The sequence below is a fragment of the Faecalitalea cylindroides genome (genome assembly GCF_028321995.1).
Classification (GTDB): Bacteria; Bacillota_I; Bacilli_A; order Erysipelotrichales; family Erysipelotrichaceae; genus Faecalitalea; species Faecalitalea cylindroides.
Map to the genome: position 1 here is coordinate 1 of NZ_JAQLXG010000018.1, position 20,723 is coordinate 20,723.

General features: G+C 34.8%; 26 protein-coding genes, 1 tRNA gene, 1 pseudogene and 1 other annotated feature. All 28 genes and pseudogenes read right to left on the reverse strand.

Translation table 11 applies throughout. From position 1 onward, the window contains the following. Positions 1 to 152: 152 nt before the first annotated feature. The 28 genes and pseudogenes from PND65_RS08790 to PND65_RS08915 all read right to left on the reverse strand — a co-directional run bounded on the left by PND65_RS08790 (position 153) and on the right by PND65_RS08915 (position 20,472). The gene (locus PND65_RS08790) at positions 153 to 1,052 is read right to left on the reverse strand and encodes an ROK family protein (RefSeq protein WP_271991676.1); all 900 of its coding nucleotides are present in this window, start codon (positions 1,050 to 1,052) and stop codon (positions 153 to 155) included. 77 nt (positions 1,053 to 1,129) lie between these two features. Then, positions 1,130 to 1,759, reverse strand: coding sequence for a helix-turn-helix domain-containing protein (locus tag PND65_RS08795; protein ID WP_271991675.1), 630 nt, complete (start codon positions 1,757 to 1,759; stop codon positions 1,130 to 1,132). 175 nt (positions 1,760 to 1,934) lie between these two features. Next, a complete protein-coding gene (locus PND65_RS08800; protein WP_271991673.1) occupies positions 1,935 to 2,480 on the reverse strand; it encodes a VanZ family protein in 546 nt (181 codons plus the stop codon). Between the two features lie 32 nt (positions 2,481 to 2,512). Beyond that, positions 2,513 to 3,802 (reverse strand): 23S rRNA (uracil(1939)-C(5))-methyltransferase RlmD, encoded by a 1,290-nt coding sequence (rlmD, locus tag PND65_RS08805; protein ID WP_271991671.1) that lies wholly within the window; start codon positions 3,800 to 3,802, stop codon positions 2,513 to 2,515. Continuing rightward, positions 3,799 to 4,425 (reverse strand): methyltransferase domain-containing protein, encoded by a 627-nt coding sequence (locus PND65_RS08810; protein ID WP_271991669.1) that lies wholly within the window; start codon positions 4,423 to 4,425, stop codon positions 3,799 to 3,801. The genes rlmD and PND65_RS08810 overlap by 4 nt, the downstream gene beginning before the upstream one ends. A 33-nt stretch (positions 4,426 to 4,458) precedes the next feature. Continuing rightward, a pseudogene (locus tag PND65_RS09665) lies at positions 4,459 to 4,572 on the reverse strand (putative RNA methyltransferase); the annotation flags it as partial. 63 nt (positions 4,573 to 4,635) lie between these two features. Then, positions 4,636 to 4,959, reverse strand: coding sequence for a phosphoribosyl-ATP diphosphatase (gene hisE / locus PND65_RS08815; RefSeq protein WP_022356514.1), 324 nt, complete (start codon positions 4,957 to 4,959; stop codon positions 4,636 to 4,638). Continuing rightward, positions 4,956 to 5,285, reverse strand: a complete 330-nt coding sequence (gene hisI / locus PND65_RS08820; protein WP_022356513.1) for a phosphoribosyl-AMP cyclohydrolase — start codon at positions 5,283 to 5,285, stop codon at positions 4,956 to 4,958. The genes hisE and hisI overlap by 4 nt, the downstream gene beginning before the upstream one ends. Next, positions 5,282 to 6,043 (reverse strand): imidazole glycerol phosphate synthase subunit HisF, encoded by a 762-nt coding sequence (gene hisF, locus PND65_RS08825; protein WP_035402973.1) that lies wholly within the window; start codon positions 6,041 to 6,043, stop codon positions 5,282 to 5,284. Before hisF ends, hisI begins: the two co-directional genes overlap by 4 nt. 1 nt (position 6,044) lies before the next feature. Then, on the reverse strand, positions 6,045 to 6,764 hold the full coding sequence (hisA, locus tag PND65_RS08830; RefSeq protein ID WP_271991667.1) for a 1-(5-phosphoribosyl)-5-[(5-phosphoribosylamino)methylideneamino]imidazole-4-carboxamide isomerase: 720 nt from the start codon (positions 6,762 to 6,764) through the stop codon (positions 6,045 to 6,047). Further along, positions 6,761 to 7,375 carry an imidazole glycerol phosphate synthase subunit HisH gene (gene hisH / locus PND65_RS08835; RefSeq protein ID WP_022356510.1) on the reverse strand — a complete coding sequence of 205 codons (615 nt, stop codon included), beginning with the start codon at positions 7,373 to 7,375 and terminating at the stop codon, positions 6,761 to 6,763. The genes hisA and hisH overlap by 4 nt, the downstream gene beginning before the upstream one ends. Beyond that, the gene (gene hisB, locus PND65_RS08840; RefSeq protein WP_022356509.1) at positions 7,372 to 7,956 is read right to left on the reverse strand and encodes an imidazoleglycerol-phosphate dehydratase HisB; all 585 of its coding nucleotides are present in this window, start codon (positions 7,954 to 7,956) and stop codon (positions 7,372 to 7,374) included. The genes hisH and hisB overlap by 4 nt, the downstream gene beginning before the upstream one ends. A gap of 4 nt (positions 7,957 to 7,960) precedes the next feature. Continuing rightward, positions 7,961 to 8,980, reverse strand: a complete 1,020-nt coding sequence (locus PND65_RS08845) for a pyridoxal phosphate-dependent aminotransferase (protein ID WP_271991665.1) — start codon at positions 8,978 to 8,980, stop codon at positions 7,961 to 7,963. After that, a complete protein-coding gene (gene hisD, locus PND65_RS08850) occupies positions 8,977 to 10,263 on the reverse strand; it encodes a histidinol dehydrogenase (RefSeq protein ID WP_035402984.1) in 1,287 nt (428 codons plus the stop codon). Before hisD ends, PND65_RS08845 begins: the two co-directional genes overlap by 4 nt. Continuing rightward, positions 10,244 to 10,891: an ATP phosphoribosyltransferase gene (gene hisG / locus PND65_RS08855; RefSeq protein WP_022356506.1), complete on the reverse strand. Its 648-nt coding sequence runs from the start codon at positions 10,889 to 10,891 to the stop codon at positions 10,244 to 10,246. Before hisG ends, hisD begins: the two co-directional genes overlap by 20 nt. Beyond that, positions 10,854 to 12,005 carry an ATP phosphoribosyltransferase regulatory subunit gene (gene hisZ / locus PND65_RS08860; RefSeq protein ID WP_087158102.1) on the reverse strand — a complete coding sequence of 384 codons (1,152 nt, stop codon included), beginning with the start codon at positions 12,003 to 12,005 and terminating at the stop codon, positions 10,854 to 10,856. The genes hisG and hisZ overlap by 38 nt, the downstream gene beginning before the upstream one ends. Before the next feature lie 35 nt (positions 12,006 to 12,040). Continuing rightward, positions 12,041 to 12,277: a binding site (T-box leader), on the reverse strand. Positions 12,278 to 12,362: 85 nt separating this feature from the next. Continuing rightward, complete coding sequence (locus PND65_RS08865) at positions 12,363 to 13,673, reverse strand: DUF2812 domain-containing protein (RefSeq protein ID WP_271991663.1); 1,311 nt, start codon at positions 13,671 to 13,673, stop codon at positions 12,363 to 12,365. 43 nt (positions 13,674 to 13,716) lie between these two features. After that, positions 13,717 to 14,955 carry an aminopeptidase gene (locus tag PND65_RS08870; protein ID WP_195375731.1) on the reverse strand — a complete coding sequence of 413 codons (1,239 nt, stop codon included), beginning with the start codon at positions 14,953 to 14,955 and terminating at the stop codon, positions 13,717 to 13,719. Positions 14,956 to 15,086: 131 nt separating this feature from the next. Continuing rightward, a complete protein-coding gene (locus PND65_RS09670) occupies positions 15,087 to 15,263 on the reverse strand; it encodes a FeoB-associated Cys-rich membrane protein (protein WP_022356502.1) in 177 nt (58 codons plus the stop codon). A 23-nt stretch (positions 15,264 to 15,286) separates the two neighbouring features. Continuing rightward, on the reverse strand, positions 15,287 to 17,473 hold the full coding sequence (gene feoB, locus PND65_RS08875) for a ferrous iron transport protein B (RefSeq protein ID WP_271991660.1): 2,187 nt from the start codon (positions 17,471 to 17,473) through the stop codon (positions 15,287 to 15,289). A 14-nt stretch (positions 17,474 to 17,487) separates the two neighbouring features. Beyond that, positions 17,488 to 17,709, reverse strand: a complete 222-nt coding sequence (locus PND65_RS08880) for a FeoA family protein (RefSeq protein ID WP_035402990.1) — start codon at positions 17,707 to 17,709, stop codon at positions 17,488 to 17,490. Between the two features lie 19 nt (positions 17,710 to 17,728). Next, the gene (locus tag PND65_RS08885; RefSeq protein ID WP_044932867.1) at positions 17,729 to 17,941 is read right to left on the reverse strand and encodes a FeoA family protein; all 213 of its coding nucleotides are present in this window, start codon (positions 17,939 to 17,941) and stop codon (positions 17,729 to 17,731) included. A gap of 135 nt (positions 17,942 to 18,076) precedes the next feature. Beyond that, positions 18,077 to 18,436 carry a 50S ribosomal protein L20 gene (rplT, locus tag PND65_RS08890; RefSeq protein ID WP_015536023.1) on the reverse strand — a complete coding sequence of 120 codons (360 nt, stop codon included), beginning with the start codon at positions 18,434 to 18,436 and terminating at the stop codon, positions 18,077 to 18,079. Between the two features lie 14 nt (positions 18,437 to 18,450). Next, positions 18,451 to 18,645, reverse strand: coding sequence for a 50S ribosomal protein L35 (gene rpmI, locus PND65_RS08895; protein ID WP_015536024.1), 195 nt, complete (start codon positions 18,643 to 18,645; stop codon positions 18,451 to 18,453). 17 nt (positions 18,646 to 18,662) lie between these two features. Next, positions 18,663 to 19,211, reverse strand: coding sequence for a translation initiation factor IF-3 (gene infC, locus PND65_RS08900; RefSeq protein WP_022356498.1), 549 nt, complete (start codon positions 19,209 to 19,211; stop codon positions 18,663 to 18,665). 296 nt (positions 19,212 to 19,507) lie between these two features. Further along, positions 19,508 to 20,041, reverse strand: a complete 534-nt coding sequence (locus PND65_RS08905) for a putative immunity protein (RefSeq protein WP_271991658.1) — start codon at positions 20,039 to 20,041, stop codon at positions 19,508 to 19,510. 49 nt (positions 20,042 to 20,090) lie between these two features. Beyond that, positions 20,091 to 20,174, reverse strand: a tRNA-Leu gene (locus PND65_RS08910). A 52-nt stretch (positions 20,175 to 20,226) separates the two neighbouring features. Further along, positions 20,227 to 20,472: a hypothetical protein gene (locus tag PND65_RS08915; RefSeq protein WP_015536026.1), complete on the reverse strand. Its 246-nt coding sequence runs from the start codon at positions 20,470 to 20,472 to the stop codon at positions 20,227 to 20,229. Between the last annotated feature and the right edge of the window lie 251 nt (positions 20,473 to 20,723).

Consider the following 20,723-nt stretch of genomic DNA (forward strand, 5'->3'; position numbering starts at 1 on the left):
AATAGTGGACTTCATAAGCGGATTGAGTGGACTTCTCTATCGTACAGGATGGACTTCAGTTAACGGAATACTCAATTATAATTCTTCTAATGAATGTGAATGTAAATTCTATGTTAATTGTAAAAAAAGACCTCTGTAAAAGAGGTTAGTGATTACGCAATTTTTGTCATTGGCAACATAGCTGCGCCAATGATACCAGGTTCTTCTAACATCGCTTCTTTAAATACAACTGGCTGCATTCCCACATGGATCATATCACGATAATACTTCTCCATCTTATCAAAGAATACATCTTTGCCTTTCATGACTCCTCCACCTACGACAAATACATGAGGATCACATACATGAGCAATCGCACTAAACATCATCGCAAGATCATATGCCATATCATCAACAATCTTTAATGCTTTCTCATCCTTTTGACGTGCTAATTCAAAAACATCTCCAGCATGCTGGATCGTATCGCCAAATACTTCTTTTCCTTTTCTTGTAATGGCTGTTCCACTTGCCTCATTTTCTACAGCGCCTACATTTAAAATATTGTACTTGTTTCGATTGCGGTCAATACAAATATTCCCAATTTCACCAGCATGACCATTTTGTCCACTCAGTACTTTTTTATCAATAGATAAAGCTCCACCAATTCCAGTAGAAATGGTTACATAATAAACAATCGGATATTCTTTTCCAGCACCTAAACACGCTTCTCCGAGTGTTGCCACTTTTACATCGTTATCAATAAATGTTGGTCTATTAAAATGTTTTGAAATATGTTCTACGATAGGATAGCCAACAAGTTTTGGTAAATTGGTTGAAACAATGATCTTTCCATGTATCGTATCAATTGGGCCTGGTATTCCCATTCCAATTCCTTCGCATTCTTCATATCCATCAATTCGCTCGATTAGTTCGATCATCTTAGACATCACATGTTCAGCCCCTTTATCCGGCTCACTGACATCTTTTACCATTTGAAGAATATTTCCTTCTTCATCGACTTTGGCTGCACGAATATTCGTTCCACCAAGGTCTACACCAATAAATGTTTTCATTTCTAAATCCTCACAATCTTCATCTCTATTGTAGAATTATTGAGAAGAAACTCAACCAAAAAATGTAAGCGTTGTCATCAATTGTGGATCGTATTGTATTTTACATAAAATTGCACCAACTGTTTTAAGATCGAATATCTTTCATTATCCAATTCATAACTAGAAAGTTGAAGCGGACAATCATTGAAGATCAAATAGTCTGTTGATACCTTAGATAATTTAGATAAAGAGATGATTCGATTCACCGAATCAACCTCACTGCTTCTTTCATACGATTGAACCGATGTTCGTGATATATTTAATTTATAACTTAATTCCTCTTGAGAAATTCCTAAAAGACGTACACGTATATAATAGACTTTAGAGCCAAAGTCTCGTACTGTAGATCTATTTGTCTTCATATTGATCTTTCGATGATGACGGTTTAATTTCTTTAAATTTTTAATAAATAAAGAAAAAATCTCTTCGATTTGATCTTCTGTTAAACCTGATAAATCAATAGGAGGCTTCGTACAGCCTAATAATAGCTGATCACTAGTTGCATCTAGATACTTCGTTAAACGTCGAAGATCTTTTAAAGAAATCATCGTATTATTCTTTTCCCAATCTTTGATGACATTAACATCTACACCCATGCGTTTTGCCAAATCGTTTTGTGTCATCATTTTCTTTTCTCTTGCTTCTTTTATACCATTATTAATAACCATAACTAACTTCGTTTTCTATTTTAAATACTATTATATATTTATTTTTAGCTATGTAATTATCATAATCGTTTGATATCTGCATCTAGGTTTGCACATATTTCATAATTTGAAAATGCAGATTCTTACAAAAATTCTCTCCTATTTTTATACCAATATCGTAAACTTTCCTGAATTCTCATAATCGCTTTTCGATGATATATCCAATTAAGATACCTACACCATACAAGATAATATCACCAATATCAAAGACACCCCTTCTTGATATAGCCTGGATCAGTTCAATCAAAAATCCAATGGAAACACAGGAGAATAATACTTTTAAATCTTTTTTTAAATAATAATGGTTCATGATTGGCATTGGAATAAAGATCAAAATATTAAATAGAGCTATGATCCATTCATCATAGGAACCATATCGAATACTATTGACCAATTGAAAAGGGTCTAGTTCATATAAAGAATATCCCATATCCGGTCTTGCGAACAAAATATAAATCAGTGTTATATAGTAAATTCCCGTTAGAATATGCCAATCCCATTTCTTCCATTTTTTATAAGTAACCAAAAACTCATAAATAACGATCGCAATCATGATATACATGATAATCTGTCCATAAGAAGAAGGCATATAAACATATTGTAAAAGAACAGGCATGACATACAGCTGTATTGGAACAGCTGCTAGACATGCAATCAAAAGACGATATACTTTTCCAAGCATACAATTCCCCCTTTATTGCACTTAAGGAAAGTTTATGATCGTTTAAACAGGCATACAGTTTCTATATGTTGTGTCTGCGAAAATAAATCAAAAGGCTGTACCTGCACCAAATGATATCGTTTATTTAAAGCATCTATATTTTTAGCCAAGGTACTTGGATTACATGAAACATAGATGATATTTTTTATGTTAGATGACAAGATCGTATCGATCATAACTCGATCCAATCCAGTTCTTGGCGGATCAACGATCAGAGTATCAATTTCATGATCTTTTGATATATTTCTTAATACTTGCCCTGCATCTCCACAAATAAAAGATGCGTTTTTAATATGGTTGATCTTTGCGTTTTCTTTAGCATTCTTTACGGCATCATCAATATATTCGATACCTATAACCTGTTTAACTTTTTTAGCACAGAATAAAGACATTGCCCCAATTCCACAATAAGCCTCGACCAAAAGATTACATGAATCCACTAAACTACTTACATATTTATACATCTCAACAGCCTGTGTGGTATTCAACTGAAAAAAAGATCGTGGCAATAAAGAAAGCTGTAAATCTTCAATGTTAAGAGTAATATTCATCTCTAAAGCCAGATGTTTCATCTCACTTCCAAAAACATCAACAGAACGATCTGTTTTTATACTCTGCCACAAAGAAACAATTCCTTCTATATTACAGATTTGATCAATAAGTTTTTGTGGAAAATCCATTGGCCCACTTACTAAGATAACCTGTATTTTTTCATTAAATTCCTTAATGACAAGGCTTTTAAACAAAGTCTTATCCAAAGCTGATCCATAGTCATTGATTACTTCTAAGATTTGTTTTCGAACGTGTTCAATATATTTTGAATGAATCAAACAATGATCAATCGCCACAAAATCATTCGAGTTCTTTTTATACATTCCACTCACTAATTTGCCTTGAATGACTCTTAAAGGTAGCTTACAGCTGTTTCGATACCCTAAATTATTGATATTCTTTCGTATTTGTTCGATAGGCCCATCATATTGGGCATATTTTTTTAAAGATTCTTTCAAAATCTGTTCTTTCATCTTGCACTGTCCTTTATATTTAACATGCATCAAAGAACAACCTGAACATCTATCTGCATATTGGCAGACCGGGTATCTGCGAAGACTGGATTCTTGTTCAACTTTTTCAAGCTCGCCTATACAGTAGGTTTTATGTTCCTGAACGATGTGATAAGAAACTCTTTCCGTAGGAATCGCCCCTACAATAAAGACTGGTTTTTTATTTCTAAAAACAATTCCCTCTCCATTGATTCCCCATTTTTTTATTACCGATTTCATATTTTTCTCCATATACTAACGACAAATTCAAATGTCGTATCTAACGATTTACAAGCTTTTACTTTATCTAAAGAAGAAGACGGTGAATTATATCGATATGGTGTCATTTCCAACAAAGACCATACATCTTCTACCACAGCTTTATTTGAAATTAAATCCTGTGAGACACATTCAAAATGATCCATATGTGTATCTGGCCAGTCATTTTTGTATGGGCGATCATACATCAGTTCTTTTAACTCAATACAATGATCAGGCCCTGGACCAACTACGATCCAAATACCATTTTCTCTTAACACACGATAAACTTCTTCATGTGGTAATGGTGTAAAAATAGAAGTGATACAATCAGCTGAGTGATCCGAAAATGGCATATCAAAGATACCAGCAACAAAATACTGACTTTGTTTGTCATGTGCCGCCGCATATCGAATAGCTTCTTTACTAAGATCAATACCATATACTGTATCCACGACTTGTTTAAACTCTTTTGTATAATAACCTTGTCCACATCCACCATCAATCAAAGTGTGTATATTGTGATCAACTAATTTATCCTTTACAAACTGACGCATAAAATCATAATGATCTTCTTCCAAAAACTTAGATCGAGCCAACACCATAAGACGGTTATCTCCTTGATTTTTCTTTTGTTTCAAAGAGAGATTAACATAGCCTTGTCTAGCAATATCAAAAGAATGTCCTTCGGGACATCTATAACAATGATCTTCTTTTTTTAGCTCTTTTTTACACTTAGGACAAATCAGCATACGTAAAGTATAAAAAAAATACGTTTTATTTACAAGGATGAAAAGAAAAAAGACCACTTGAGTCTATAGATTTTCAATGGGTCTTCTTTCTGGTTTTAAATTGTGACTCTTTTTCGAACGTTTTTCTAATTCTGCTTCAACTTCTTCTAAGGTGATCCCTTTTTCGACCATCAAAACGATCAAATGATATAAAAGATCTCCAATCTCATTGATAAGATCTTCTTTAGACTGCATCAAAGAAGCAATAATAACTTCGGTGTTTTCTTCACCCAATTTTTTTAGTATCTTATCTAGTCCTTTATCAAACAGGTATGAAGTATAACTACCTTGTTCAGGATTTTCTTTACGATCTTGAATCGTAGCATATAAAGATTTTAACTCACTCATAAAATTTCATCTCCTTCAATATTTCGATAAAAACAACTGTATTTACCTGTATGACAAGCTGCACCATCTTGTTCTACTTTCAACAACAAGGTATCATTATCGCAATCTACTAAAATATCTTGAATGTGTTGATAATGACCACTTGTTTCGCCTTTGATCCAAAGAGATTTTCTAGAGCGACTGTAATAGGTCGCAAGTTTTGTTTCTATACTTAAACGCAAGCTTTCTTCATTCATGTACGCCAGCATCAGTACTTGATTGGTATGAACATCCTGTACGATTACAGGCACCAATCCATTGTTCTTTTTAAAATCGATCTGTATCATATTCGTACCGGGATCCCTTCTTCTTTTAAATATGTCTTAATTTGGGAAATCGTTAATTCATTATAGTGAAATAAGCTGGCTGCTAAAGCTGCATCGGCAGCTTCTTCTTTAAATACATCTTTAAAATGCTCTAAAGATCCACATCCTCCACTGGCAATAACAGGAACTAAAACCTCTTTAGAAACTGCTTTACAAAGTTCAATATCAAAGCCTTTCTTGGTACCATCTGCATCCATGCTTGTCAACAAGATTTCTCCGGCACCTAAATCAGTTGCCTGTTTTACCCAGTCAATCAAGTCCAAGCCTGTATCAATTCGTCCACCATGAATAAAGACATTCCACCCACTTTGATCTTCTCTCTTCTTGGCATCTACTGCCAAAACGATACATTGACTGCCAAAAAGTCGTGCTCCTTCTTTGATTAAATTTGAATCCTTGATTGCGGCACTGTTCACACTTACTTTATCTGCACCAGAATGTAACATTTTTTGAATATCTTCAAGGGTTCGTATCCCTCCACCTACTGTAAAAGGTATAAAGATTTCCTTGGCTACTTGTTTTACCACATCCACCATCGTATCTCTTGCCTCATGTGTGGCGGTAATATCAAGAAATACCAATTCATCAGCTCCCTGTTCATAATATTGTTTAGCAAGTTGGACTGGATCTCCAACTTCTTTTAATCCAACAAAATTAATTCCTTTAACGACCTTTCCATCTTTGACATCTAAACAAGGAATAATTCTTTTTGTATGCATATCATCCCTCCTTGCAGATCTTCCAGGCTTCATTTAAATCTAAGGTCTTTGCATAGATTGCCTTGCCCGTAATTGCTCCATATAAACGCATTGAATTTAAACGCTTGATATGTTCAATATTCTTGATACCTCCACTGGCAATAATATCTATGTTGACTGTTTCCTTTAATTTTTTCAGCATTTCATAATTTGGACCTGCCAATGTACCATCTTTTGATATATCAGTAACAATAATGGTCTTAACATTTAATTTTTCCATTTCTTTGGCAAAATCAAGATAATATACATCACTGGACTCCAGCCATCCCTGTGCTTGTACATATCCATCTTTACAATCTATACCCACTACGATACGATCGGCATAACGGTTTAAAGCCTGTTCTAAAAACATCCTATCTTTTAAAGCGGAGGTTCCAAGGATCACACGAGCAATTCCTTGTTCCAGATAAAAAGCTATATCTTCCATCGTGCGAATGCCTCCACCTACTTCAATGGGAATATCTATTTTCTTAGCGCATTCGACAATGATCTTCGCATTCTCCCTGGTTCCGGATTTGGCTCCATTTAAATCAACCATATGTAGATAAGGCGCTTGCATATTTGCAAAATATAAAGCCATCTCTTCAACACTGGAAGCTACCACATCTTTTTGTTCATACTTACCTTGATATAAACGTACACCTACCCCATCTAAAATATCAATTGCCGGTATCACTATCATACAAATTCCTCCACAAAATATTTTAGGATCTTTAACCCATCTTCAGCACTTTTTTCTGGATGAAATTGACATCCCATAACATGACCATGCATGATCACACCACAAATTTTCATATTTCCATATTCTGAATATGCGACCAGATCTTCCTTGTCATAATCACTTGCATAATAAGAATGCACATAATAGACAAAAGGTGCTTTTGAAAATTTATCTTTTAAAGGCATATCCTTTACAAACTGAAGATCATTCCACCCAATATGTGGAATTCTTACATTGGTATCCTCCATTCTGATCACATTTCCTTTGATAAACCCAAATCCTTTGGTATGTCCATTTTCTTCACTTGATTCAAACAAAGCCTGCATTCCTAAACATATTCCTAATAAAGGCTTTTTTTGATGTAAAACGAAATCTATTATTGTTTCTTTTAAACCACTTTTTTCTAGATTCAACATACAATCCTGCATGGCACCTACACCGGGCAATATAAGTTTATCTGCTTTTTGCAGATCTTCTTTTTTAGATGTGATCATTGAATCTACTCCTAGAGCATCCAAGGCATTTTTTACGTTATACAAGTTTCCCATTCCATAATCTATGATGGCAATCATCCTTCAAGCACTCCTTTAGAACTAAATATCTTATCACCATCCACGATAACTGCTTGTTTTAAAGCCTGTCCAAGAGCTTTAAATATAGCTTCGATCTTATGATGATCATTGGTTCCATAATAAACATTAACATGTAACGTAATTCCCGCATTAAACGCAAACGCTCTTAAAAATTCTTCAACCATTTCACAGGAGAAACTCCCTACTCTTTCTCGTTTAAGTTCGCAATGATAAACAAGATAACTGCGAGAACTTAAATCCAATGTCACATTGCACAATGTTTCATCCATTGGAATCGTAAAAGAACCATAACGACGAATTCCTTTTTTATCCTGTAAAGCCTCCTTAAAAGCCTTACCTAAAACGATCCCACAATCTTCAATCGTATGATGATCACAAACCTCTAGATCCCCTTGAGCAACTAAATCAATATCAAAGTTTGAATGAAAAGCCAACAAAGACAACATATGATCAAAAAAGCCGATCCCTGTATCTATGTGAGATTCACCACTTCCATCTAGATTTAATGTTAAATTGATCTTTGTTTCATTTGTATTCCTTTCCAAATGCGCCTTTCGCATTGTCTTACACCTCCTTTTCATATTGATCAAAAATATTTTTGATCAGCTTGTATTCCTGATCATTTCCAATGGTCAAACGAAAATAATCTTTTCCTTCATATTTTCGTACGATCACATTGTTCTTATCAAAGTATGCATACATTTTTTTTAGATCTTTACACTTTACTTTGACAAAGTTAGCCTGACTATCATAAATATGAATGGATTTATAATTTGAATGAATTAATTCATCTCGTTTCTTTTTTATAGACTCGATCCTGTTTCTAAATTCTTCAACATGTTTCAAGGTAATCATCGCAATCATTTGAGAAACACAATTGAGCACATATGGAACATTTGCTTTATGGATCTGTTTAATATTTTTTTCATTAGAAACTAGAAATCCTACACGGGCTCCAGCCAACGCATAAGCTTTTGACAAGGTCCTGGTAATATACAGGTTATCGAACTGATCAATCAGCTCAGTTGCACTTTCTTTGGCAAATTCAGCATACGCTTCATCAATGACAACAGGGATAGTATTCAATTGTTTCAACAAAACTTTTATTTCTTCATTTGTTAACAGAAATCCTGTAGGATTGTTTGGGTTGCTGAAAAGAATCATATCCACCTTATTATCTATTGCATAGCGAACAAAGTTTTCTACATCAAAACTACCATCATCTCTAGATGGGTATTTAAGTAAATTGGCATCATAAGTACCACAATAATAATCGTACATGCTAAAATCTGGATCCAAGGTCAATAACGTTTTTCCCTCTTTTAGAAAATATCCAATCAACAATCCAAGAATTTGATCCGAACCATTTCCTGCCAGAACATTTTCAATTCGAACGTTTAATAAAGCGCTATAAGCCTCTCTTAGTCGTATACAGTCATTATCAGGATATCGATTGAAGTCTAAATTTACGATTTTTTCCTGGATTTCTTTTAAAATAGATGAAGATAAATTATCTGACATCTCATTGGCATTTAGTAAGATACCTTGTTGTGTATGCGTTTTATATTCCTTGATATCTTTCATGATTTATTCATCCTTACTTTGATCGCATTGGCATGTGCCTGTAAGCCTTCCTGTACAGCCATGGTCTCAATTTGATGTCCATAGGCTTGCACTGCCTGTTTTGAATAATGTAGAAAGCTTGATTTTTTAATAAAACTATCGACTCCTAAAGCACTTGAGAATCGAGCTGTTCCATTTGTAGGTAAGACATGATTGGTTCCGCCAAAATAATCCCCTATGCTTTCACAAGTATAATACCCTAAGAAAATCGATCCAGCATTTTTGATTTGCGATAGATAGTTCATTGGTTCATTAACCATTAATTCTAAATGTTCAGGTGCAATCATATTCGCAATCTCAATGCATTCTTCTATTGATTCACAAAGGATGGATTTTCCATAATTCTCAAGACTTTTTTGAGTAATATCCATTTTAGGAAGACCTACGATCTGATTTTCAAGTTCGCAATTTACCTTTGATATAAGATTTTCATCATTGCTTAAAAGAATTGAGCTGGCCATTGGATCGTGTTCTGCCTGGCTTAATAAATCCGCTGCAACATACTTTGGATCAGCATTTTTATCCGCAATGACCAAGATTTCGCTTGGACCAGCAATCATATCAATATCGACTTTTCCAAAAACCAATTTTTTGGCAGCAGCTACATAGATATTCCCTGGTCCTACGATCTTATCAACGTTTGGAATTTCATTTGTGCCATAAGCTAAAGCAGCTATCGCCTGTGCTCCTCCTACCTTATATATTTCATGAACCCCGGCCAATTTTGCGGCATAGGCAATATTGGGATGTATCTGTCCACTTGGATCCGGTGGAGTCACCATTACAATTCTTTGAACACCAGCTACCTTAGCTGGAATTACATTCATCAATACAGAACTTGGGTATTGTGCTCTTCCTCCAGGAACATAAATTCCTACACTTTCGATCGGACGTATACACTGCCCCAGATAAATCCCATATTCTTTATGAAGTATATAATCATTTTGTTTCTGTGCCTTATGGAAAAATGTAATATTTTCTTTTGCCTGCTTCATGGCATCCATAAATGCAGGATCACATTGTTTTATCGCTTCATCAATTTCTTCTTCTGTAACTTTAAATGTATCTACCTTTATTTTATCAAATTGATACGTGTATTTTTTTAAAGCTTCATCTTTTTTCATTCTTACTTCATTTATGATTTCAGACACTTTGATCAAAATATCACTTTCAATTTCCTGACTTCGACTCTGCAGATAAGACTGCAGCTGCTCCTTATTATTTTTATCGATCCTTTTTAACATTTTGATTCACCATCCTTTGTAGATCTTGTAGTACATTCATGATTTCTTCACGTTTTAATTTATATGCTGCTTTATTTACGATTACTCGAGCACTAATTTCATGAACTGTATCCAACACAACCAAACCATTCTCTTTTAATGTCGTACCTGTTTCCATGATATCAACAATGCCATCGCACAAGCCAAGAATAGGTGCCAGTTCCACAGAGCCATCGATCTTTATGATCTCAACATCCATATTTCTTTTTAAAAAGTAATCTTTTGCCACACTTGGATATTTTGTCCCAATTTTTATATGCCCTACTTTATGAAATAAATCATTTTCAGGAAGACTGGCAACGATAAACTTACATTTACCACATTCTAGATCCAACATCTCATAATAATCTTGAGGATTCTCTAAGATCGTATCTTTTCCAACAATACCTAGATCAGCGACACCATGAACAACATATGTGATGCAGTCATTCGATTTTACTAAAAAGTAACGAACATCTTTTTTTGTATCTTGAAATACAAGGGCTCTCCCCTTATCTTTTAATGATTCAATTCCATATCCACATTGTTCTAACAATGCAACTGTATTTTTCTCAAGACGACCTTTCGTCAACGCTATCGATAATGACATCCGTCTTTTCCTCCTTGATCCAAATATTTTCTTTCTGCCATGGTATTAATTCCACATTTTTTTCTTTTCGCAAGTTGGCAGCCATTAATAATGCCTCTACTTCTTTGTCTTGTGGATAGAATAATTTACAAGATTTTTTACTTGAATGTTTGATGATATCAAGCAGGTAATCAATCTTTATACTAAAGCCGCAAGCTGGAACATCCATCCCAAATTTACTAAGCAATTTATCATATCGTCCACCACTTAAAACACTGACACCTACTCCTTCAACAAATCCTTCAAAAATAAGACCGGTATAATAATCTAGATGGGCAATTTTTCCTAGATCAAATCGTAGATGTCGGTGATAGTCTAGTTTACTTAGTAAAGTATATATATCTTCTAATTCTTCGATTTTTTCTTTTAAGCTTTCATCAAAGCAAAGTTTCTTAGCTTTTGATAATATGGAGACATCCCCATTCAACAATGGAAGTTCCATCATAAATCGTTTTTGATTCGGTTCTAAATTTAGCGTATCTAAGAAGAGCTTTAGATCGACCATTGATTTTCGATCGATCAAATCAGCTAGTTTTTCGATGGTTTCATCTTCCATATTTAATAATTTGCATGCCTTTTTAAAAAGGCCACTATCGCCACATTCAATAGCATATGTCTTAACATTTAAAGCCTTCATGGCATCAAAAGCACACATCAATACTTCTACATCGCTTTTTTTATCCAGCCCGATCAACTCAACACCACAATCTGTAACTTCATTTCGTTTTCCCGCAAAAGATTCTCTGACTTTAAAAACATTGCAGGAATAATAAAATCGAAGAGGGAGTTGGTAGTCTTTAAACTTTGTTGCACAAACACGGGCAATTGGTACTGTCATATCCATTCTAAGACTTAAGATATTTCCATCTTGATCAAAGAATTTGTACATACTGTTGGAATTTAGATTGCTAAAAGCGTTTTGATACGTTGAAAAAAATTCAATCGAAGGAGTGTAGATTTTTGAATATCCATAGCTTTCAAAAACTTTTTCAAAACAATCTTGAAGTTCTTTTTTTGTTTTTGCTTCAGATAGGATATTGTCTCGCATTCCCGACGGTAAATAGATCTTTTTCATGTATTTGACCTCCATTTATACAAAAAAACTTTCATCCTAAGGACGAAAGTTTAACTTACGTGGTTCCACCTTTTTTCACAAATACCTCACGGTATCTGCCTCATCAAGTACTAACATACTCTTGTCTTTTAACGGTGACGACCGATATGGATTACTCAATTCACCCATACAGCTCCAAGATGTGTTCAGATAGTCTTCTTTATTCTTTTTCACCAGCCAAGAACTCTCTTTAAAAAAATAACTATCTTACTATTTCTCTTCCCAGCCTATATGGATAATATAATGAAAATGTTTGAAAATGTCAATGTAAATATGAAAAATATTTTCATAATAAAAAATAGATGATCTATTGACCATCTATTTGCTTCTTCTACGTAATTTCTGTGTTTGCGAAGTTTGTTCCAAAGTATTCCAATCTGTATCCAATTCTTCTTCTGTTTCATCTGTTTCAAAAGAATGCTGGGCATAAAAAGCAGCACGTCTTTCTTTAGTACGAAGTTTTGCCTGTAACATTCTTGCGGTTTTCTTTGAATTTCTAAGCATTCTTCCATACATACAGAAGACAATGAAGGCAATCAGGAATACAACACCACACAAGGCAAATCCCCATAGATATCCTCTAAACACCCACTGCAGATAAGCAGCAACTGCACACATTGCCATACACATAAAGATCAAGAACATCGTAGAACGACATGAATTTGAATATTTGCGATAGAATCGATATTTTTCCTCTTCATTATCAATTTCTTTGCGATACTCCCCTTTACGCTCTGTATTTCTAAAGATAAACCATCCAGCTTCACGTTTTTTCTTAGCTGGCGAACGACTTACTAGTTTCCATCCATCCTGTTCCCATTCACGCCACTGGTCAGCATCAGGTTCTTCGGCAAAATAATTGATCGAATAATAATAGTCTGCCGGTTCCCCTTGGATAAAATAGAATTTCTTTCCTACATGACGAACAAAATGGTACCCTTCTTTGGATTTTTGTTCCAAATACGCTTCTTGTTTTTGATATTGAGATAAAAGGAATTTTTTCTTTTCCATGAAAAGTTCATCTTCCTCTTCATTAAAGACTGCCTCTGTTTCGTCGGAATCATTGATTTCTTCCTCTTCTACTTCGTCTTCTTCATCATATTCTTCAACTTCTTCATCGATGTCTTCAGTTTCTTCAAATTCTTCTACTTCTTCGACATCTTCTTCAATAGTTTCTGGTGTTTCGACTACTTCTGAAGTGATAACTTCTCCAACCACTTCTTTATCTTCAATAACTGGTTTGGCTGTTTCTTCTGGTATATTTTCTTTTTCAAGAGGTTGTTCTTGAACAGGTTCTGGTTGGTTTTCTACAACTTCTTCTGGTTCTGATGGCGAATCGCCTTCTATATCTTTTAATTCTTGCGAGAATCGTATATCTTCAATAATTGGCTGAGTATTATCGAACTCATTCGTTTTGATCTTTACTTGGCTTGCATGGCGATTTGCTCGTTTGCCAAAAGTAAACTTTTTCTTCTCTGGCTTTTTTTGTTCATCATCTATTTCAAAAATATTTGTAACATCAAATGTTTTTAATTCTGGCTCTTCAAAGTCAAGAGAAGATATCGTATCGTTTTCCTGCAATTCTTTTAGTTTTTCCAATGTTGTTTTATCTTTTGTTTCATTTGGCATGACACTTCCCCCTAATATATTTATATTATAGTTTTTCTACAGTTTAGTCAAATTCTAAACTGAAATTCCCTTGCGTAAAAACATCTATTTCCTGATTGTTTCTTGTAATAGCCTTGATTTGTAAATCTTTCGTTCCAACCATGAAATCAACATGAATCAAAGATTGATTGGCTCCTTTTTCCTTTAATTCTTCATCTGTTTGATTCAATCCTTCTTTAATACATTCAGGATATGATTGGCCCAAGGCAAAATGACAGGATGCATTTTCATCGATCAAAGTCTCATAAAACAATGTATCTAAACTCTTAATTGGAGATGAATATGGAACTAACGCAATTTCCCCTAGATAGCGTGCTCCCTCATCTGCATTCAAAAGATTTTCTAATACATCTTTTCCCATTTTGGCATCGAAATCTATAACCTTTCCATCTTTAAACTCAAACCAGAAATCTTCAATACGATTTCCATTATACACTAAAGGCATGGAAGCAACTAAACGCCCATTCACTTGTAAGCGATGTGGCATACTAAAGACTTCTTCCGTTGGTATATTTGGAAAATAATATGTTCCATCATTTAAATACGATCCTCCTCCACAAAATATATAATCTTCTGGCATACCAACTTTTAAATTGGTTCCTAGCAAATTCGTGTAAACGAAATGATCAATATCCATTTCATTTAAGATACGAACATTTTTCTCAAAAGAAGCGCGATGTCGATTCCAGTTTTCGACTGGATCCTTTTCATCAATACGACATACTTTAAAAATCGCATCCCATAGCTTTTCAATAGCAACTTCATCATCAAGATCAGGATAAATCTTTTTTGCCCAATTTAAGGATGGTACAGCCCCAATACACCATTGACACTCCATATAATCTAAACGATTGCGATATGGTTTCGTTTTAGCTCGAAAGGCTTTTTGATAATCCATCATGCGAGAAGGATCTACATCTTTCATTAAATCCGGATCATCTCCAACCAAAGTAAGATAACAGGCTTTTTCTTTTGAAGTTTGATTATAAAACTCTGCATCATAATCTGGTACGTCCTTAAAAACCTCTGGGTCTGAATAAAGATATCGTTTATGTGTAATGATCTCATCTTGATATTTAACAATTACATCTTTAGCATGCGCTTTATAACATTCATCTACAATATGATGAACCAATCCGGATCCCTCAAGCGGACTTTTAATAACAACAATTTGATTATTTTGAACATTAAGACCACTTACCACTAGCAGTCTGGCATATTTCTTTAAGTATTCTTGATTCATTTTTTCAACTCCCTATCCATAAGTTTACATTAAAAAATGATATTTCTACCATTTAATTTTTATAATTTTGACAAATGATAAATATTAAAAAGCATAATCCATGTAATATCCTTAATAAAAAAGGGAGCAACCTATTTTTGCTCCCGAATATCTTTTCTAATCGCATCCCAGTCAATTTTACAACTCGAAGTTCCACAAGTTGTACAATCACCGGTACATTTTTTGGGGTTTTTGCGTTGCGTGTACATTGATCTTAGGACAAGTCCAACAATCAAGACCAAAACAATTAGTACTATAACATCGCCCATCTATGATTCCCCCTTTTTTTATATTATTTTGCAGTCTGCATTCCTTTTAGATCCAAAGCTTCTGATTTAGGTTTATAACCTGGTCTAAATAAAAGATATATGACTCCTATCAATAATGCAAGCGCAACGATCGTCCAGAAGTTAAAAGCAACTTCTCCAATAGCTAAACCAACCAATTGGTATACAATCAAAGCTGATACATATGCAAATAGACACATGTAGCCAATCGCACCCATTGTCCACTTCGTATTATTCATCTCGCGACGAATAGCACCCATTGCCGCAAAACATGGTGCACATAACAAGTTAAAGATCATAAAACTGTAAGCAGCAATTGGAGTAAAATCTTGAGCAATCAAAGTCCAAATCTCATTTCCTTCTTCACTGACTTCACTAAAGTTATATAGTACACCAAATGTATTGACCACTTCTTCTTTAGCAATGAGTCCAGTAATGGTAGCAACAGTTGCCTTCCAAGCCATATCTCCGACCCAGCCAATTGGAGCAAAAATCCATGCAATCGCATTTCCAATATTAGCAAGTAAAGAAGTATTATTATCTTCCACCATTCCAAACTGGCCATCAGTAAAGCCAAAACCTTGTAAGAACCAAAGAATAATAGAACTTAAAAGGATAACTGTACCTGCTCGTTTAATAAAGCTCCATCCTCTTTCCCAGGTTGCACGCAATACATTCCCTGCACTTGGTAAATGATAAGCTGGCAATTCCATAACAAATGGAGCAGGTTCTCCAGCAAAAGCTTTAAATTTCTTTAAAATGATACCACTTATGATCACAGCTGCAATTCCAATCACAAAAGCACTCGTTGCGACTAAAGAACTACCTCCAAAAACAGCACCGGCAAATAAACCTATGATTGGCATCTTTGCCCCACAAGGAATAAAGCCTGTTGTCATGATCGTCATCTTGCGATCACGGTCTTGTTCAATCGTACGACTTGCCATTATTCCTGGAACACCACACCCGGTAGCAACTAACATTGGAATAAAGCTCTTTCCACTCAAGCCAAATCGACGGAAGATACGGTCCATGATAAACGCCACACGAGACATGTATCCAACATCTTCCATGATAGATAACAATAAGAACAGAACTAAAATCTGAGGCACAAATCCTAGAACCGCTCCAACACCTCCAATAATTCCATCCATGATCAAGCCATATAAAACATCATTTACTTGTAATGATGTTAAAATTCCTCCAAAGAAGTTTGGCACGATTTCTCCAAAAAGAACATCATTTGCCCAATCCGTACCTATTGTACCAATCGAGATAGAAGTACCTCCCATCGCAATGGTATATACAACATACATAACCAAGATGAAGATTGGTAAAGCTAAGATACGGTTTGTGACTATTTTATCGATCTTATCCGAAACAGATAATTCATGTTTAGAACCTTTTTTCTTCACAGAATGTTGGACAATTGTTCCAATATAATCATATCTTTGTGAAGTAATGATACTTTCTGCATCATCATCCAATGTCTCTTCTACCTTTTTGATTATTGGTTCAATCTTAGCTTTCTTTTCATCTGTTAATTTTAAGAATTCATCAATTCTTTCATCTCTTTCAAATACTTTAACCGAATACCAGCGCACCATTGAGTCATCAATTTGCATTTGAAGTTCCGATTCAATCTTCGATAAAGCCGACATGACAGTCTTGTCATAGATCTCTGGTATTGGTGCAACTTGATGTTTTTTAGCCACTTCTATCGCTTTGGCAGCCACTTCTTTTGTTCCTTTTCCTTTTAAAGCAGAAACAGCCATTACAGGACAACCCAATTCTTGAGATAAGCGATTTAAATCTATCTTGTCTCCATTTCTTTCGACCAAGTCGATCATATTGACCGCAACAACAACAGGAATTCCTAGTTCTAATAATTGAGTTGTCAAATACAAGTTACGTTCAATATTTGTTCCATCTACAATATTTAAAATAGCATCTGGTTTTTCATTAACTAAATAGTTTCGCGAAACAACTTCCTCTAAAGAATATGGTGATAACGAGTAAATTCCAGGTAAATCCTGAATCGTGACATCATTCGTACCTTTTAATGGTCCTTCTTTTTTCTCTACAGTCACCCCTGGCCAGTTCCCGACACGTTGTCTTGAACCAGTTAAATTATTAAATAAAGTCGTTTTACCACTATTCGGGTTACCGGCTAATGCAATTTTGATTTCCATACAACTTCCCTTTCCTATTCTACTTCAATCATCTGTGCATCTTGTTTGCGCACAGATAATTCATATCCACGAATATTTAACTCAATAGGATCTCCTAAAGGAGCCACTTTACGGATGTGTATTTCTACTCCTTTGGTAATTCCCATATCCATGATGCGACGTTTGGTCGCACCAGCACCAGTGATTTTTTTAACCACGACCGTTTCCGAAGGCTTACAGTCCTTTAACAACTTCATACTCTTCATCCTCTCTTTGTTAAACCATGATTCGATTCGCTAACGATTTATCGAGGGCTATTCGAACACCTTTAATTTCGACGATCAGGTTTCCTTGAATACTTTGAATTACAGAAACTGTTTCATTTTCAACAAAGCCAAGATTTTTCAAATGCACCCTAACTTTATCCTGACCTGTAATTCGTTGAATCACATATTCATGATTCGTATCGGCAAATGTTAATGGCATCATAGTTACCTCCTGTTAGCCTTATCTAACACTAGTTAGTTTACTCTAACAAGTAATAGATGTCAACATAAAGTTTGTTAAAACTAACTTACAAAACAAAAAAAAGAGATGGATTTCTCCATCTCAATTGAACAACAATTAAGCGTTTAAAGCAGCTTTTGCTTCATCACATAATTTAGTGAAGCTTTCAGCATCATGGATAGCCATTTCACTTAACATTTTACGGTTGATAGAAATGTTAGCTAATTTAAGTCCATGCATTAAACGTGAATAAGATAAATCGTTCATACGTGCAGCTGCATTGATACGAGCAATCCAGATCTTACGCATATTCCCTTTTAATTTACGACGATCATTGTATGCATATTTGAAAGAATGCATTACCTGCTCATTTGCAGTTTTATATAATGTGTGTTTTGAACCAAAATATCCTTTGGCTAATTTCAATACGCGTTTTCTACGAGCGCGTGAAACAGTTCCACCTTTTACTCTTGCCATTGTTTAATCCTCCCTTATTTCACTAACATATCCTTGATACGTTTGTAGTCAGTAGCATGTACAGTTGCTGGTTTTGCTAAATGACGTCTTTGCTTTTTAGTTTTTCCGTGGAAACGGTGAGATGTATAAGCATGAGATCTCTTTAATTTTCCACTTCCTGTTTTTTTAACACGTTTTGCTAATCCTCTGTGGCTCTTCATTTTAGGCATATTCTTATCCTCCTTTGTTATTTCTTCTTTGGTGCCAACACTGTTGACATCGTATTTCCTTCCAGCTGAGGCTTTTTCTCAACTACTGCAATTTCGCTCATAGCTTCCAAGAAGTCATTCATGATCTTCTTTCCAACCTCAACTCGAGTGATCAAACGACCTCGGAATCGCATATCAACTTTTACCTTCATTCCTGCCTCGATCCATTTTGTCGCATGACGTAATTTTGTTTCAAAATCATGCGTATCAATGATTGGTGATAAGCGTAAAGACTTAACTTCAACAACATGCTGTTTACGTTTAGCTTCCTTGGCTTTCTTCTGCTGTTCAAAGTGATAACGGCCATAATCTAAGACCTTACATACGGCTGGACGAGCTTTCGGTGCAACACATAACAAATCTAAATTTTGTTTGTATGCAATGTCCAATGCTTCTTTTTTTGACATAACGCCCAACTGAGTTCCATCTACATCAATGACTAACACTTCTTTAAATGGAATCTTCTCATTAAACAAATCATCATTGACATTGTTTGGGGCAACTTTTCTGTTATTGATATTCGACACCTACCTTTTTCTAAACAAAGAAAATGGGCACACAAAGGCACCCATTAATTTCACAAATTCATAATTGAATTGGCTGTGAACCCATGTCCTTTGGACATCAGGTGAGAAGGGGTGCTTCTATCTTTCCATTTCTTTCTCGAGTATTTTAGCATGTTTGGCTTTCGTTTGCAACCTTTTGTGCCCTTATTATACTATATTTCGGATATTTTTGATAAAAGAAAAAAGATAATAGGGTCATTAGTTCTTTTTTGTCTTCTCAAACAATAATTGTTCTTTATTTTTAGGATGATCCACTTTTAAAAAAGACTCCATTCTAATTCTTCATATTTAATTCTATAATCGCATTCAACTAACATTTTCTGATAGTATTCCAGTTTTTCTTCTAAATAAGGAAGACAATCATCGATGCCATATTTAATGACAATCGAAGTCATTTCATACATCACAAGTCCAAACGCATGTGTTTCTACATGAACCGATCCACAAGCTTGTCCAATCGCATGTGCCAAAGCTTTGATATATGCATCATCTGTTTCTTTGGCAATCGCATGAACGGATAACAAAGCTTTTTTTGCCTGCGGCATCTTAACATGACCTTGCATCCATTTTGTACATAAATCGAGTGCAATCTTAACTCGGTCATCATTTGTTAAAAGTTGATTTAATTCATTTGCCGGAACTTGCGCACATGTTAGAGCCCATAATGTCAAAGTCTTATGCGGATACTTTCGTATCTCTTCTAATAAAGGTTGTAGACAGGTTGAGTTACGATCAAATAGGATTTGATTCTTCCGCTTTTGTTTATTTTTTACATCTTCTATATTCAACATATTAATACCTATAAAAAAAAGAACAGCGATTGCTGCTCCGATTTTCAAGTGGTGCGGGTGAAGGGACTCGAACCCCCACGCCGAAGGCGCCAGATCCTAAGTCTGGTGCGTCTGCCAATTTCGCCACACCCGCGTTTTCCTGAAAGCTTATTTATAATACAACATAATTTACAAAAATGCAAGCACTAATGTAAAATTGTTGGTTTTTCTAACATTTCCAATTCTTCTTGTACATAAGCCTCCAATTTTTCAATGAATTCATCATTGATTTCAACACCATCAATAACTAAAGGGCCTTCCATTCCATCATCACGCACAAAATGAATCTTTGGAATCTGATTCCATTTTTTCTGGATTTCAGAATTATCCAACTTTTTTAACTGTTCAATGATCGGTCTAGCGATCTGTTCAATTACTTTATCTTCATTCATATTTTACATTATAGTCAAAACTTCAAATCTCGCAAGTAAAATACAGAAACATTATAAATGGGTAACCAACTTTCATATCTGATGTGCCCAAATAACGAATTATATATAAACGAATGTGGTATTTATTCACTTTAGTGAAACGATACTGTATAATTAAATAAAGATAACATTTAATTGATTATTACGGAGTGAGAAGTCCACTCAATACGGCAAAATAAGTCCATGTATTACGGTGACGAAGTCCACTTGAT